The sequence below is a fragment of the Devriesea agamarum genome (assembly GCF_900070355.1).
GTDB lineage: Bacteria > Actinomycetota > Actinomycetes > Actinomycetales > Dermabacteraceae > Devriesea > Devriesea agamarum.
Window position 1 is genome coordinate 2,662,036 of sequence record NZ_LN849456.1, and the last position, 15,106, is coordinate 2,677,141.

Annotated in this window: 10 protein-coding genes; 6 read left to right on the forward strand and 4 right to left on the reverse strand. The window is 63.0% G+C overall.

Translation table 11 applies throughout. The annotated features are described in order from the left end of the window. Positions 1-2: 2 nt before the first annotated feature. The 4 genes from hypE to BN1724_RS11240 are packed head-to-tail and all read left to right on the forward strand — an operon-like array spanning position 3 to position 3,431. Positions 3-1,166, forward strand: a complete 1,164-nt coding sequence (gene hypE / locus BN1724_RS11225; protein WP_084253013.1) for a hydrogenase expression/formation protein HypE — start codon at positions 3-5, stop codon at positions 1,164-1,166. Between the two features lie 47 nt (positions 1,167-1,213). Next, a complete protein-coding gene (locus BN1724_RS11230) occupies positions 1,214-1,489 on the forward strand; it encodes a HypC/HybG/HupF family hydrogenase formation chaperone (protein WP_058235430.1) in 276 nt (91 codons plus the stop codon). Then, positions 1,486-2,631, forward strand: coding sequence for a hydrogenase formation protein HypD (hypD, locus tag BN1724_RS11235; protein WP_058235431.1), 1,146 nt, complete (start codon positions 1,486-1,488; stop codon positions 2,629-2,631). The genes BN1724_RS11230 and hypD overlap by 4 nt, the downstream gene beginning before the upstream one ends. An 8-nt stretch (positions 2,632-2,639) precedes the next feature. Then, positions 2,640-3,431 carry a DUF6390 family protein gene (locus tag BN1724_RS11240; protein ID WP_058235432.1) on the forward strand — a complete coding sequence of 264 codons (792 nt, stop codon included), beginning with the start codon at positions 2,640-2,642 and terminating at the stop codon, positions 3,429-3,431. A 172-nt stretch (positions 3,432-3,603) separates the two neighbouring features. Here BN1724_RS11240 and BN1724_RS11245 read toward each other — a convergent pair whose 3' ends face one another. The 3 genes from BN1724_RS11245 to BN1724_RS13115 all read right to left on the reverse strand — a co-directional run bounded on the left by BN1724_RS11245 (position 3,604) and on the right by BN1724_RS13115 (position 6,593). After that, complete coding sequence (locus tag BN1724_RS11245) at positions 3,604-5,391, reverse strand: DEAD/DEAH box helicase (protein WP_084253014.1); 1,788 nt, start codon at positions 5,389-5,391, stop codon at positions 3,604-3,606. 187 nt (positions 5,392-5,578) lie between these two features. Beyond that, positions 5,579-5,800 carry a DUF3107 domain-containing protein gene (locus tag BN1724_RS11250; protein WP_058235433.1) on the reverse strand — a complete coding sequence of 74 codons (222 nt, stop codon included), beginning with the start codon at positions 5,798-5,800 and terminating at the stop codon, positions 5,579-5,581. Positions 5,801-5,972: 172 nt separating this feature from the next. Further along, a complete protein-coding gene (locus BN1724_RS13115; RefSeq protein ID WP_058235434.1) occupies positions 5,973-6,593 on the reverse strand; it encodes a TetR/AcrR family transcriptional regulator in 621 nt (206 codons plus the stop codon). A gap of 150 nt (positions 6,594-6,743) precedes the next feature. Here BN1724_RS13115 and BN1724_RS11260 point away from each other — a divergent pair, with 150 nt between their 5' ends. Next, positions 6,744-10,361 carry a UrvD/REP family ATP-dependent DNA helicase gene (locus BN1724_RS11260; RefSeq protein ID WP_058235435.1) on the forward strand — a complete coding sequence of 1,206 codons (3,618 nt, stop codon included), beginning with the start codon at positions 6,744-6,746 and terminating at the stop codon, positions 10,359-10,361. After that, positions 10,358-13,888: an ATP-dependent helicase gene (locus tag BN1724_RS11265; protein ID WP_058235436.1), complete on the forward strand. Its 3,531-nt coding sequence runs from the start codon at positions 10,358-10,360 to the stop codon at positions 13,886-13,888. Before BN1724_RS11260 ends, BN1724_RS11265 begins: the two co-directional genes overlap by 4 nt. On the opposite strand, the gene BN1724_RS11270 is transcribed toward BN1724_RS11265, so the two are convergent. After that, positions 13,885-15,087, reverse strand: coding sequence for a phosphotransferase (locus BN1724_RS11270; protein ID WP_058235437.1), 1,203 nt, complete (start codon positions 15,085-15,087; stop codon positions 13,885-13,887). The two genes, BN1724_RS11265 and BN1724_RS11270, sit on opposite strands and share 4 nt — an antisense overlap. Between the last annotated feature and the right edge of the window lie 19 nt (positions 15,088-15,106).

A 15,106-nucleotide genomic window follows, 5' to 3' on the forward strand; every position in this document is an offset into this window, starting at 1 on the left:
ACATGTGTGAACACCCCACAGGCACCGGCACCACAAAGAACACCCTGGCGACGCCCAAAAATCGGCTCAATCAGGATGAAGGTCAGGTGCGTCAGCGGATCGAGACCGTTCGTCGCCGGCGGCCACCATTGTCCGACGAGGTCATTACGCTCGCCCACGGTGCCGGAGGTAAAGCGTCGGCTGCCCTGGTTGATGCCATCTTCATGGAAACCTACGGCAATGATGTCCTGAATGGGCGAGGAGATTCCGGTCTCTTACCGTTTACCGAGCTCTGTGCCCGCAGCAACGGTGAGGGCGGTGCATTGGCGATGTCCACCGACAGCTATGTGGTGACCCCGCTAACCTTCCCCGGAGGATCCATCGGTCACCTCGCTGTTCACGGGACCGTCAATGACCTCTCTGTCGCCGGAGCTGAGCCGATAGCACTCAGCGCCGCATTTGTGCTGGAAGAAGGCCTGCCGGTGACGACCCTTCGCGACATCGTGCGGGATATGGCCGACGCTGCCGCCGCCTGTGGTATCCGGATCATTACCGGCGACACCAAAGTGGTGGCTAAAGGCTCAGCGGACGGCCTGTTCATCACCACTGCGGGCATCGGTATGGTGCCCGCTCACCTATCTCTCGGTGCGCAGCACGTGCGCCCGGGCGACCGCATTATCGTCTCCGGCGCTATCGGCGATCACGGCATGGCGGTCATGGCAGCCCGCGGCGACCTTGCGATTCTCGCCCCGATCGCCTCAGACACCAGGCCCGTCACCCCGATGACCAAGGCCTTACTTGAGGCCGTTCCCACCACGCGGTGGATGCGCGATGCGACCCGCGGTGGCCTCGGAACTGTTGTGAACGAACTCGCAGCCGACACGGGACTCGGCGTGGCACTACACGAGGACGCCATCACGGTCCACGACATGACCCGGGGCGCATGCGACATGCTCGGGATCGACCCGCTGTACGTCGCGAACGAAGGAGTATTCGTTGCCGTCGTGCCAGAAAACCATGCGGACGAGGCGCTCGCCGCGATTCGCAGTGTCCCAGGCGGACACGAAGCGAGCATCGCCGGACGCACAGTATCTGAACCCGCCGGCAATGTGGTGATGGTGACCGCGTTCGGCGGTACCCGGATGGTTGACATGCTGGTAGGAGACCCTTTGCCGCGTATCTGCTGATCCACAACCCCAGACCACCCGACCGCTTCGCAGCGAAGGACTCCATCATGTGTCTTGGTATTCCAGCCGAAATTGTCACCATTCATCAAGATGACCCCGCGATTGCTACCGTCGCGATTTCTGGGGTAACCCGTGATATTTCCATAGATTTAGTGGCTGACCAGTCCCCGAGCCCCGGGGATTGGGTGCTGGTCCACGTCGGTTTTGCCATGTCGCTGATAGATGAGCATGAAGCAGCGGCAACCCTCGACCAGATCAAGAAACTCGGGGGTAATACCTTCGAGGACGAATTCGACAGCTATAAAGAAAGCGCCATCCGATGAAGTACGTGGACGAGTTTCGTAACCCTCAGGCTGCTCGGGAACTTCTCCATCGGATTGATCAGCTGGCTAACCAGCTCGAACGGCCCCACGCCTTCATGGAAGTGTGCGGGGGACATACTCACACCATTTACCGGCACGGGCTTGAACAGCTCATGCCCGCACACGTCGAATTCATTCACGGGCCAGGATGTCCCGTCTGCGTGATTCCGATGGGACGGGTCGATGATGCGCTGTGGCTGGCCCGCCAACCCGACGTTATCTTCACAACCTTCGGCGACATGATGCGGGTTCCAGGTACCCAGGGGTCACTGTTGGATGCGAAGGCATCGGGCAGCGATGTTCGCTTTGTTTATTCGCCGTTGGATGCCTTAAAGATAGCCCGCGATAACCCGGATCGAGACGTGGTGTTCTTTGCGGTGGGGTTTGAAACCACGGCCCCATCGACGGCAGTCACCATTGCTAGGGCTCGTCGGGACAACATCAAAAACTTCTCGATTTTTTGCAACCATGTGCGCATTGAACCGCCATTGCGGGCGATCCTTAATGCCGGAGATTCGCGCATCGACGGCTTTATTGGGCCGGGGCACGTGGCGACGGTCGTCGGCTCCCACGCTTTTGAGTTCGTCCCCAGCAGCTATGGGCTTCCGGTGGTGGTGACCGGGTTCGAGCCGTTGGACATTTTGCAAAGCGTTGTCATGTTGGTCGAACAGTATGTCAGCGGCGATGTTGCCGCCGGTCGAGCTCGAGTTGAAAACCAGTACGCACGGGTGGTTCGGGATCGAGGCAATGAGGAGGCGCTCAGTCTGCTCGAGGACGTTTTTGTTCACCGCGAAACGTTTGAATGGCGCGGGCTCGGCTTTATTGAAGACTCCGGACTCGGAATCCGGGACGAATACGCCGACTTTGACGCCGAAAAACGTTATGCCCTGCCTGGACGTCGGGTCGCGGATCCTCCCGCCTGTGAATGCGGATCGGTGCTGGTAGGCGCGATTAAACCGTGGGAATGCAAGGTTTTCGGTACCGCCTGCACCCCGCAGAAACCGATCGGCACGTGCATGGTGTCACCGGAGGGGGCGTGCGCCGCGTACTACAACTTTGGACGCCTAGATCGGGCCACGGCCCGGGCAGTGGCCCAGCAGTGATTTCGGACGTGACCAGGCCACCAACCCCGGGCGAAGTGCGTTTTGCTCGGTATGCCCTCACCCCGAACGATCTCGGCTATTGTGGCCCGCTGACGTCAGTGATCCGTGAGATTGCTACAGACCGAGCGCTCGCCGGTGGTTGGCGGAAGACCACAGTTGGCGCCGGCACCGTCCCCAAAATCCTGACAGCGTTTTCCGGAGCGGGGCTCTACCACCGCATCCTGGCTGAACTGCTGGACACAGATTGCCTCAGCGAGGACGTGGTGCAGGCGTACTGGCTGGGGGTGGGCATCGACGCCGTTGACGCAGCGAAGTTCTCGCAGCGGCTGCTTCACGAGGTGCAGACCATCGCCGGGCATTACTGGGCACATCTCGACGAGTCACTTGCCCAGGAGGTGCGCCCGACCCATGCGTTTCACGTGTACGGCATCTACCCGTGGTCGCGGCTGCTGAGTACGGGTAGACCAGAGCCCGTCCAGGTTCTTAATTCGTGCCGTCTGCGGGTGGGACGGGTGCTGTCGGTCAATGGCGACTCGCTGATGGTCAGCACGGACACCCTGATCTATGAGGGGGATGCGGCTCACCTCGAAGCGCGCACCCCCCGCCTCCTTACCCGCGAGGAGACCCTCCAGGTCACGACCCGTCTACGGGGTATTGACCCCGGGGCGATCGTTGCCGTGCACTGGGGGGAAGCATGTGATGTCCTCACTGAGGATCAGGCGCGCGCAGTGCGCACAGCCGACGCCGTTCAGCGCGAACTTACGTCTGCCCGACTAGGCGCGGCGAAGGCCTCCTCCTGACAGGCTTCCTGTTCCTGTTCCTGCTGCGCTGCCGCCGCATCGTGACGTGTTCAATGCACCCGCGATGCCCCGGGGGGATGCTCCTGTCCCAGAGAGCTATGCCTTGGGAAGGTTGTCGCGCCCTGAGGACTTTGAACTGGAGACACGGCGGGTCAGCAGCGGTGTGAACGGATTACGAAGTGGCGTCCTGGGCCTGACCGCGTCCACCACGAGAGCGGCGGCGACGGCGCGTCGAACTCTTCGCGGAGGATTCGGACGCCGCTGCGGACAAAGCTGAGGATGCCCCGGCTGAAGTAGAGACTGCCCCGGCTGATTCTGACGCCGTTGCGGACGAGGTGGACGCAGCCTCGGATGGGGCCACGCCCGATTGTCCACTACCGCTCACCACCTCACCGGCTACGCGCTTTGTACGCGACCGGGTGCGCTGGCGGCGAGGTTTATCTGACCGAGTGGCTTCAGGATCGCGCGCCGTCGCCCCTGCGCCATCGCTGCCTCGGCGGGAACGACTGTCGCCGGAGCTTTCAGAGCGACGCGACCGCGCGCCGCGAGAGCTGCCGTCGCCCCGACGGGACTGATCTTTACCATGACGACCCCGAGCATCGGGGCCACCAAGATCTTCAAGCCGTTCAGCGCCCAGCCCTTCACGGGTGCGCTGGTCACGCGGAAGCGTACCCTTCGTGCCTTCCGGAATATCGAGATCGGTAAACAGGTGGGGCGACGTCGAGTAGGTTTCGGGAACCTCAGTGCTTTCCAGCCCGAGCGCACGCGCAATCAGCGCCCACCGGGCAAGATCTTCCCAATCCACGAACGTGATCGCCGTGCCCTGCTTTCCGGCGCGGCCCGTGCGGCCCGTGCGGTGCAGGTAGGTCTTGTCATCATCTGGACAGTTGTAGTTGACCACGTGGGTGACATCGTCCACGTCAATACCGCGAGCAGCCACATCGGTGGCGATCAACACGTCGACTTTGCCGTGGCGGAACGCCCGCAGCGCCTGTTCACGGGCCCCCTGACCGAGGTCTCCATGCAGCGGAGCCGCGGCGAAACCGCGCCGTTGAAGATCCTCGGCGACACGGTCTGCTTCGCGTTTAGTCCGGGTAAACACGATAGACAAACCACGACCGCGCGCCTGCAGCATACGGGCAAGCACCTCGATCTTGTCGAGGGCATGTGCGCGATAGACGACCTGCTTAATGTCGGCCTTCGTGCGGGAGGTGTCACCCGGATCGTGGGCTCGAATATGGGTCGGCTGTTTCATGTACCGCCGAGCCAGGGCCACGATCGGTCCGGGCATCGTGGCTGAAAACAGCATCGTCTGGCGTTCCGACGGCACCGCACCGAGCAGCTTTTCGATGTCCTCAAGGAAGCCCAGATCGAGCATTTCGTCAGCCTCATCGAGCACAGCAATGCGCACGTGCGAAAGATCCAGGTACTTCTGACGCATGAGATCAATCAGACGACCAGGGGTTCCCACCACAATCTCGACGCCCTCAGTGAGCGCCTCAATCTGCGGGTCGTAACTGCGTCCACCATAGACGGTGACGATTCGGATGCTGCGCCGGGATGAGGCTGCTTCGAGGTCACCCGCCACCTGAATAGCAAGTTCGCGGGTGGGCAGCACCACCAAGGCCTGCGGTTTGCCGATGGGCAGAGCTAGCGGGTTGTCCTCACCGGGACCAACCACGTTTTCCAGCATGGGAATACCGAAGCCCAAGGTTTTCCCCGTGCCGGTCTTAGCCTGGCCGATGATGTCGCGTCCGCCGAGCGCAACCGGCAGGGTCATCGACTGAATGGGGAACGGAGAGATGATGCCTTTGGCGGCGAGTGCATCGACGGTCTCGCGGCGGATCGGAAAATCCGCGAAAGTACGCTGATCCTGCTCCGCAGGACGGGGGGAGGCGCTCACGTCATCGGCGCCGATAATGGTGGGGGTCTGTTCTGGCACTGTCCAGCCTTCTGTCATGGATTCGACCCTTCATGCTAACCCGCGGCGTCATATAAGCCACAGGTGCGGGGGCGAGGTCACATGCGAAAGGTCACCGCAAACACGTTTTCGGGCCCCGCTGCACATGTATGCAGCCGGGGCCCGATAGATCACGTGGGATGGTTCTCACCGGTAAAGCGTGAGGTGAGGACGATACGCGGGGACCTCAGCCGAGGAAACCGACGCGACGCGGCTGATCAGTGGAAATCTCCACGTAAGCGATCTTGGCGCCCGGAACCAGCACGGTTCGTCCCTTGCCGTCACGCAAGGTCAACGCCTCGCCAGCGGCCATCGCACTTTCTACCCGCGGCATCACATCAGCTTCGGTTTCTTCCGATTCCACGACGATCTCTCGCGGGGAGTGCTGCACACCGATGCGGATCTCCATGTCGGTCTCCTTCGTTCTCGCCGGGAATAGCAGGCTCACCCTGGTCTGAGCGCGCCTGGATCTCGCTGCTTCTACGGTCTTGTGTTCTCTAGTCTCGTGCGCCGTGTATCGACACTCATCGGGTCGACGACATAGCGCGGCTAGTTTACCGTGCCGGTCAGGCGGAGCTGGACTAGATCTTCCGGTTGGGATCCCGAGCGGGGTAGGCCATCAGGCCGTGCGCAATAAATGAGGCCACGACATTGGCTGCGTGTTCACGATGTGAATCGTCATCCGTGCTGTAAGCAGCTGCCGCTGCCTGCACCAATGTGGCCAAGGTGCTGCCAAGCACTTGCGCATCAGCAGTGGGAATAACGCGGTGGGTGGTGAGCATATCGGCGATTTGCTGCGCACACCCGCGCAAAATAGAATCCACCGCCTCCACAATGCGCGGCGAAATGGAGTCTTGGCCGAAGAATAATTTGAATGTCGCACCCGGTCGAGCGACCAGGTCAACAAAGGCTTTCACGCCGCGTTCAGCCCGCTCCACGGTGGAGTGACCAGGTAAATCTGCGACCTCAGCAATAGCGTGTTGAAGCGCTTCACCGAGATCTGCGACGACCGCAAGATAAAGCTCTTCTTTTGACGTGAAATGCTGATACAACACCGGTTTTGTGACACCTGCTCCCGCTGCGATGTCATCCATTGACGTCGCGTGGTAGCCCCTTGAACCAAAATGGGAGGTGGCAACCATGAGGAGCTGCGCCCGGCGTCGGGCGCGTGGCATGCGGCGTTGGCCGGACTGTTCGGGCACGGAAATCTCCCTCGGTGACGGAAACAAAGTCGATCGGCAGCCCAGGTTTGTGCCACGGGCACAGCCCGTTACCGCAGGTGGACTCGCCGACCTCCTCGTCAAAGTGTAAGGCCAACTCGAAAAGGCCGGGTGCTGTGATCGAATGGAGGCATGTCGTCTTCGCTTGCGTTTCCAGATCAGCCCGAGGCGCATGGACCGTTGGCGGAGGGTGTCGCTGAGCCCCGGATCCGGCTCGCCCCGCCCTATCTGGCCGACGTGCCGGTTCCATTCAGCGAGGATGAACTCGCAGCAGATCGTCGGGGTGACTCGGATGAGGGTTTGGTTGGGGCGCCCCATGCCGCGCGCCGCGCGATCTCCCAACTGAAAGCGGGCAATGACGTCCTGATCTACGGGCCCCCGGTGAGCGGACGCACCCGCCTTGTCCTCACCGTGGCCGAGGCTTTAGCCCATACCCATCGGGTTTTGATCCTCGCCCCCAGGCGCCAGGCCGCGACGAGGCTGAGGGATGCCGCTGCGCTCTCGAACCAATCACAACCGGGCCGCATTCTGGACGTCGCAACCCCGTCAGCAGCAGCATTTTCACTGATCACACAGGATGAGCTTCGGCAAGGCCGAGGAGCACCAGCCCTGCTCACCGGTGCGGACCAAGATGCGTTAATCGCCGACCTGCTCACCACACTCACCCCGGAATGGCCACTAGACCTCGCTCCCGGCGCAACCACTCTCCCGGGATTTCGCACGGAAATTCGTGACGTGATGATGCGCTGCGCCGAAGCGGGGCTATCGCCTGACGCCTTGGCAGCGCTGGGGCAGCAAGGCGGTCGGGAATCCTGGCAAGTTCTGGCCCAGCTGTACCGCGACTATCTAGACGTGCTGGACCTTCAAGGCCGGACTGCGCTCGATGCAGGGCTGAGACTCGACCCTGCGCGGCTGGTGCGAGTGGCCGCGGAACGTTTGCATCAATCGCGCAATGCTCAGATGGCAGTATCCGAGGATGAATCGACCGGACGGCGCTGGGATGTGGTGCTCGTCGATGATGCTCAGGATCTCACCGTCGCGGGGCTCGAGTTAGTGACCCAGTTGGTCAGCGCAGGAGCGCGTTTCCTCGCCACCTCGTGCCCTGATCTCGCGGTAGAAACCTTCCGTGGCGCCGTGGTTGATGCATCGCGCAGGCTCGGCGATGCGTTGCGGAATCAGGGGCGCACGGTTCACGAGATTGCCCTGTCCGCGCCGACCGGATCGGAGGTTGTGGAACGGCTGCGCGAACACTTGCCGCTTGCCGGGGCTCCGTCCATCTCGCGACACCGCATCGAAATCCCGGCGGATAGCCAGCTTGACTCCGGCCCTACAGATGGGGTTGATTCCGATTCAACAGTCGGGGTTGATTATGCAGTGCTCGAGCCGCCAAAAGTCGATGTGATGCGCCTTGACGATGCTGACGCGGAAGCGCGAACCATCGCGACGGTCCTGCGTGACCTCCACCACCGCGATGGGGTGGCATACGACGACATGGCTGTCATCACCCGGTCGGTGGCCCAGATGGAGGCACTGGCAGACCGGCTATATCTGCTCGGACTGCCCGTGCGGACACCGGTGATCGCCACACCGTTACGAGATGATCCGGCGGTCAGGGACCTGCTGCGAATCGTCGATATCGGGCATGCATGCACCGAGACTGCTCACCCTGACCAGGTGCTCACTCCGGCGGACGCAGATGAACTGCTCACTGGCCCGTTTGGTGATGCCGACGCATTGCGCATCCGTCGAATTAGACGACTGCTGCTAGATGCTGACGCCCGCGCCCGCCGCCATCCCCATGGACGAGACAACTCCCTACCTGAGGACAACACGGCGGAGGATACGCCTGAGTCGCTGCCACACACCCCCATCGAATCCGACGGGTCGATTCCCGCGTCCTCGTTGCTCCTGGTCAGGGCGCTCCTCGGAATATCTCATGTGTTAGATAGCGATGCGCTCACGCGGGCCGAGCACCTGGATCGAGACCGCACGCTAACCCCTGCCCTCAGAGTGCGAGACATGATCGCAGCGGTGGCACGTTGCCCGCAGGACGCCGCCCCCGGTGAAGTGCTTTGGGCCGCTTGGGATGCAGCCCACCTTGCCCGAGGCTGGCAGCGCGCGGCGTTGCACGAGGAAAACGACGGCACAGGAGGAGCCCGAGCCCGCTTGGCAACGCGCAGATTAGACGCTATGACCAGGCTCTTCGCCGCAGCGGAACGGTTTTCTGAGCGGAGGCCACACGCTGGTATCGGGGATTTTATCGACCATGTGCGCGCCCAGGCTGTTCCTGAGGATTCTCTGGCTCCCCGAGCGATTGCCGCCGGGAAAGTTACTCTTGCAACGCCCGCTGCCGTGGCCGGGCTGACCTTCGACACAGTGGTTGTGGCAGGTCTCCAAGAAGGGGCCTGGCCCAATACCCGGCTGCGCTCAACGGTTCTAGGCGCGGCTGAACTGGGTCTGATACTCGCAGGGTACGACGTGCCCAAGACCCCCGCGGCGCTGCGCGCGATGCAGCGGAAAGTTGTGATCGACGATGAAGTTCGGCTTGCGGTCAGCGCCATCAGCCGAGGCAGGCGACGCGTGCTGCTGACCGCTGTCGATACCCCGGAGGAACCGGCCTCGGCTTTCGTCGATATTGCTGAGGGATGCCGTGATGAACGCTGGCTAGATCGAGATGTTCTCACCCGAGATCCAGGACCGGCTCCTGATGCTCGACGTTTGGTGGCAGGCCTGCGTCGGAACCTTGCCTATAGCGATGCCGCCGGTGACGAGCAGGAGCAGGTCGATGCCCGGCCCGGGGCCCAGACACCGCTGGCCGCGCGACTGCTGCGCACTTTAGCCGCGCACCACGTTCACGGATGCGACCCTGACCTTTGGTATCACCAAAAACCCAGCAGCACCGCACCCATGCTCAACGAGGATGACGACGTCGTCCTATCCCCATCCGCATTGGAGAAACTAACCTCCTGCCCACAACAGTGGCTCTTTGAGCGGGTCGGAGGGTCCCGGCCCGCAGCTATCCCGCAGCAACTCGGCACAGCACTGCACCGTCTAGCCGAAGAAAATCCGCGAGCCGCTGCCCCCGATCTGCTGGCCACCTTCCAAGCCCGCACCCGGCACTTAAACCTTGGCCGCACCTGGCTCGACCGGCGACTGCGTGAACGCGCTGAGAAAGCGATTGCGTTGCTCGGGGAGCACCTGGCGGGAGATCGGGAAGCAATTGCGGTCGAAGCCCCGTTCACAACCCGGCTCGGTCACGTCGTGCTGCGCGGCACGATCGACCGCATTGAACGCAGTGGTGATGCGTTGACCATCGTCGATTTGAAAACCGGTGCCACCGCTCGGTCAGCCGCCGACGTCGCTACGGATCTACAGCTCGGCGCCTACCAGGTGGCAGTGCGCGACGGCGCGGTTGAAGCAGTCCGTGAGGCAACCATCCACAACAGCGTCGCCGAAACCGAACCCGCTGCTACCACCTGCGCCGACACCGCTTGTGATGATGCCCCCAGGGCACAACATGCGCTCGCCGGTGCCGAACTGGTGTATGTCGGCACCCCCACCCGGCGTCCGTCCTATCGCCGTCAGGTTGCCCTGCATAAGGCCGAAGACCCGACCTGGATCGACGAAGCGATAGCACGCGCAGGTCAGGCAGCACGGGGAGCTGAGGTCGTAGCAGCCGCCAATATTCGTTGCGATACCTGCCCGGTTCGTCGATCGTGCAGTGTGTGGCCAGAAGGAGCACAGCTATGAACACTGCTGGCCTGAAAGCTGTCGACGTCGCCCGGCTCATGGGACTGCCCGAGCCGACTGACGAACAACGTGCTGTGATCGAAGCCCCGCTAGCACCGCAGCTCGTGGTCGCCGGGGCGGGAAGTGGAAAAACCGAAACCATGGCCTCACGGGTGGTCTACCTGGTGGCGACAGGTCAGGTGGAACCCCGGCAGGTCCTCGGCCTGACCTTCACGCGCAAAGCTGCCCACGAGTTGGCTGAACGCATCACGCTTCGACTCGCGGGACTCGCTGAAGCCATGCGCCGAGAAGGGCTGGAGATTCCACCGGGTTTAGCGGGCGCAGGTGATGTCCTTGGCACCCAGAAAGTGCGGGTTGCGACCTACAACGGGTACGCCCTCGACCTGGTGCGCGAACACGCGTTGCGTCTAGGCCTGGATCCGGACCTGAAAGTGCTGTCTCCCTCGGCCTCATGGCAGTTGGCCTACGACATCGTGACCTCGTGGGCAGGGGAGCTAGACCTAGATGCTTCGCCTGCCACAGTCACCTCGGCCTTGCTTTCGCTGGCTGGATCCACCGCCGAACATTTGGTGCCGCTTCACGATGTCGTGGAAGAGTTTGATCGGATCGAGCAGCATGTCACCACGATTCCACTCCAGCATGAGGGCAGGCGACGCACGATGCCCGCCCCGGTGGCATCAGCACTCAAAGCTGTGCGTTCGCGCCGAGCAGTGATCCCGCTGGTGGAGGAATATCAACGGCGGAAAAACACCCTGGGCGCTATCGACTACGCCGACCAGGTGCGGCTTGCCGCTCAACTTGCCACCAACGCCGACGCGGTACGCACCACCGAACGAGACCTGCACCGGCTGGTGTTGCTCGATGAGTTCCAAGACACCTCGTACGCGCAGCTAGTCTTCCTCACGGGCCTGTACGGGCAGGGCCACGCCACCTGCGCCGTTGGTGACCCGCAGCAGGCTATTTACGCCTGGCGCGGTGCCTCGTCAGCATCGCTGGCCGACTATATTCCGCGGGCTGCGGGCCAGGATTGTCCGACGATCCAATCCAATCTGTCGACGTCGTGGCGAAACGACCGGGCGGTTTTGGCGGTCGCTGACCGTCTTGCCGCGCCTTTGCGGGTACGCGACCAGGCGCTGCGCATCCCGGTCTTGCAGCCCAGACCCGGGGCTGACGTCGGTGAGGTGAAGCTGCTTCGTTCCGCCGACACCCGCGAGGAGGCCCGTCAGATCGCGGCTTGGGTGGTGGAACAACGCGCTCATAACCAGGGGTCGAGCGCCGCGGTGCTGGTGCGTGCTCGGCGTCAGATACCGGCGATTGCTGAGGCTCTGCGCGAGGCCGGGCTGCCGGTGGAGGTGCATGGGTTGGGTGGTCTGCTGCATCGTCCCGAGGTCGCTGATGTCAGGGCTCTGCTGGACTGTGTTCACGACCCGTCCCGCGGGGATGCGGTGATGAGACTTCTGACCGGGTCAGCTGTTCGCCTGGGAGCACGTGACCTCTCGGTTCTTGGGCGATGGCGTTCACAGTTGGCCGCGCAGCGACGCTCCCGCGCCGAGTCGGCCCAGACGAGCCGGGATCCGCAGGCTCCGCTGCTGGTTGCTGATGACCACGCGGAGGAGGTCACCCTGCTGGATGCACTGGATGACCTGCCCTCAGATAGCTGGCGAGATGGCGACGGGCGGGAACTGAGCGAGGCGGCCCGTCATCGCTTGCGGTATCTGGCGACGAGGCTGCGTTATCTACGTCGCCGCCTGGCGCTGCCCCTGCCCGATCTGGTGCAGTCGGCGATTGAAGCGTTAAACCTCGATATTGAGCTGCTCGCCGATCCTGAGCGGCACCCTGGGGAGGCATTGCGTGATCTTGCCGCATTTCGCCGTCACGCCGCAGATTTTGAACGCTCAGCGGTGCGCCCGGGCCTTGGCGCCTTCCTCGCCCTGCTGGACATAGCTGAGGACACCGAGGCAGGTCTGGCGTTGGAGGCTCGGGAATCAGAGGTTGACCCTCACGCGGTCACGGTCATCACGATGCACGCCGCCAAAGGTCTTGAATGGGATGTGGTAGCGGTCGCTGGCATGGTGGAGGGGACCTTGCCGTCGTACGACTTGCGCCGTGCTAAAGCGGGTGAGGATGGCCGGGTGCGTGTGCGGGCATCCGGCTGGCTCGGCCCGCTGCGGGACGCCGATATCCCGCCGTCGCTGCGCGGGGATGCCCATGCTCTTCCCGACGTGTCTTGGATGGACGCCGCAACCCAGGTCGAGGTGGAGGACATCCTCACTGACTATCAGGAGCGGCGGGGCGAGGAGGACATCGCCGAGGATCGGCGCTTGGCATACGTGGCGTTAACTCGGGCACGTCATGCGTTGCTGCTCTCGGCACCGGCATGGCAAGAAGGTGCGGTAAACCCCCGTGAACCGTCGAGGTTTTGGCGCGAAGCAGCGGACACGATGGGTGCCGATCATGTGACTGAAGAAGATGTCCCTGCGGAGAATCCACTGGCCAGGGCCTCGCGCCGTGGTACGTGGCCGCCGCCTGTGGGTGAACGGGAAGCGCGCCGGGAACGGATCGCTGATGTGGTGGCAGCCTCACCGCCGTGGGAGTTTGCGCGAACCGACGGCCAGGATGATGCTCAGGATGGCGATGCCGAGGATGATGTCCACGCTGGCGATATTCACGATGGTGATGACATTAAGGCCGGTCAGGCCAACTCCGTGGACCTGGAGGAGGCTGAACTGATCGAAGCGGTGCGACGTGTACTCGCCGATCGCGCAGCCTCCGCGGGCCCGTTGCTGGTGCCGACGCCGCGCCGGATCACGGCCTCTGAGGTGGTTGCCCGCGCCACCAACCCGGAACGGGTCGTGGTGGATCTTTTACGTCCGCTGCCCCGCCGTCCGAGTGCGTCGGCTCGGCGCGGCACCGATTTTCACGCCTGGGTGCAGCGCCGGATCGAGGGTGGAGCGTTGCTGGAACTGGATGAACTGAACGAACTTGAGGTGTTCGCCGATGCTCCGGATGACACGATGCGTGATCGGAAAATGCGCGAGCTGTACCTGGGGTCGGCGTGGGCTGCTCACACCCCGCTCGAGGTGGAGTTACCGGTTCAGGTGAGACTGGGCGAGGTGACCATCGGCGGGGTTATTGACGCCGTGTTCGCGCTGGCGGACGTCGCCTCTATCCTCGGCGACGGTGATCGTGACGGCGGTGGACGACGTGACGGCGGTGCCAGTGTTAAGGATGGTGTGAATGATGAGGATGGTGCCAGTGATGAGAGTGGTGTGAGTGATGAGGATGGCCCCAAGGGCGTGGTGATCGTTGACTGGAAAACGGGCCGGCCCCCACATGGTCAAGCGAAAGAAGCGCGCAACCTGCAGCTATCGCTATACCGACTCGCCTACCACGACGCCACTGGCTTGCCTCTGGATAGCATCCGCACGGCGTTCCACTACGTGAGTGACAACCTCACGGTGGAGGTCACCGCGCATCCTTCTCGCGATGTCCTCAGAGATCTGGTCTCACCAGGCGGGGAGAGCTAACTCCGGGTGTTGTCTGGCCGAGCATCCTCCGGTGTGGCCTCGTGCCGTGTGGTGGCGCGATCATGCTCGGCCCCTTGAGAGTCATGTGCGATGCCATCGTGTTCCCGCTCGGGGTCGCCAAGTTCCCGCTCGGCGGCACGGTGGTCTTGATCGGTAACACGGTGGTCCTGATCTGAGGTGAGATGATCGTATCCGTCCGTGTGATAGTCCTCCTCAGCCGCGAGGTCATCGAACGCCTGTTCCGCTTCGAGCCGGGCGATTTCGGCGAGATCGGATTCGAGGTCGGCGAGCATTCCGTCGGCATCGCGAATCACTGATTCGTCGTTGGCGTCGATACCGTGCAAAAGCCAATCCAGTACGGCGAACTCGCCCAGGATGTGAGCGCGGTCCACGAGCTGAGGGTCGGGTGCCTTCCCCGCCGCGCTGATGGTTTCGGTGTACGCGCTAAACAGAACATCCCACATGTCGGGGTTCAGGGTCGAAACCAGCCAGGCGAGGTCTGTGGCCGGATCATCGACCCGAGCCGACCCCCAGTGGAGAATGCCCGAGAAGATCCCGGTGGTTGCTGTTGACGGATGCGTTTGTGCGGTCAGAAGATGATCTTCCGACAGTTCCCCGTGAACGAAGCGCGGTGTGTATGTCCACAGTTGATCATCGTCCATGACGTGTTCCCACCGCTGGGCCACGGTAGGAGGCAGACGATGCCCAGCATCCTGAATCCGGGCGAGGCGGGCACGGTGCCGAGCGCGGGTCTCTGCCGGGCTGAACACCTCCACGCAACTGGTTTCGGCGAGGTCGCGAGGGACCGCGTGGATCTGAGCGATAAGCCGTCCGAGGGACCGGGCGGTCCCCTCGTCGTCCTGTAGCTGAGTGAAGTGAAGTGGGGTGCCGGGAAGCGCCGGGCACACGACTGCGCGGCCTCCCTCGGGCAGACGGGCATATCCCTCGGGTCGCTGCACCACGTCCCGCAACGGCGTGCGGGCGAGCATGTCGAGCACGACGATCTCAGCTTCTGAGCGAGCTCCCGCGGTGTCGGTCCGGGCCGCGGAGACGGTCCAGCGGCGACCTTGGGAATCGACGATGCCCGCCACATCGTATTCTTCGGAATCCGACGAAATGATGGCGGCTGTCCGCACCGGTTCCACGCCGCGCACGGCCGCGCTCACCAGGGCGGCCAGGGTGTAGGGAGATCGTTGCACTCAACTACCGTACGACGTT

Excerpts from the sequence above, each read along its gene's own strand:
- hypE (WP_084253013.1), top strand. The coding sequence starts at position 3 with ATGTGTGAACACCCCACAGGCACCGGCACCACAAAGAACACCCTGGCG.
- BN1724_RS11230 (WP_058235430.1), top strand. The coding sequence starts at position 1,214 with ATGTGTCTTGGTATTCCAGCCGAAATTGTCACCATTCATCAAGATGAC.
- hypD (WP_058235431.1), top strand. The coding sequence starts at position 1,486 with ATGAAGTACGTGGACGAGTTTCGTAACCCTCAGGCTGCTCGGGAACTT.
- BN1724_RS11245 (WP_084253014.1), bottom strand. The coding sequence starts at position 5,391 with ATGACAGAAGGCTGGACAGTGCCAGAACAGACCCCCACCATTATCGGC.
- BN1724_RS11250 (WP_058235433.1), bottom strand. The coding sequence starts at position 5,800 with ATGGAGATCCGCATCGGTGTGCAGCACTCCCCGCGAGAGATCGTCGTG.
- BN1724_RS11260 (WP_058235435.1), top strand. The coding sequence starts at position 6,744 with ATGTCGTCTTCGCTTGCGTTTCCAGATCAGCCCGAGGCGCATGGACCG.
- BN1724_RS11265 (WP_058235436.1), top strand. The coding sequence starts at position 10,358 with ATGAACACTGCTGGCCTGAAAGCTGTCGACGTCGCCCGGCTCATGGGA.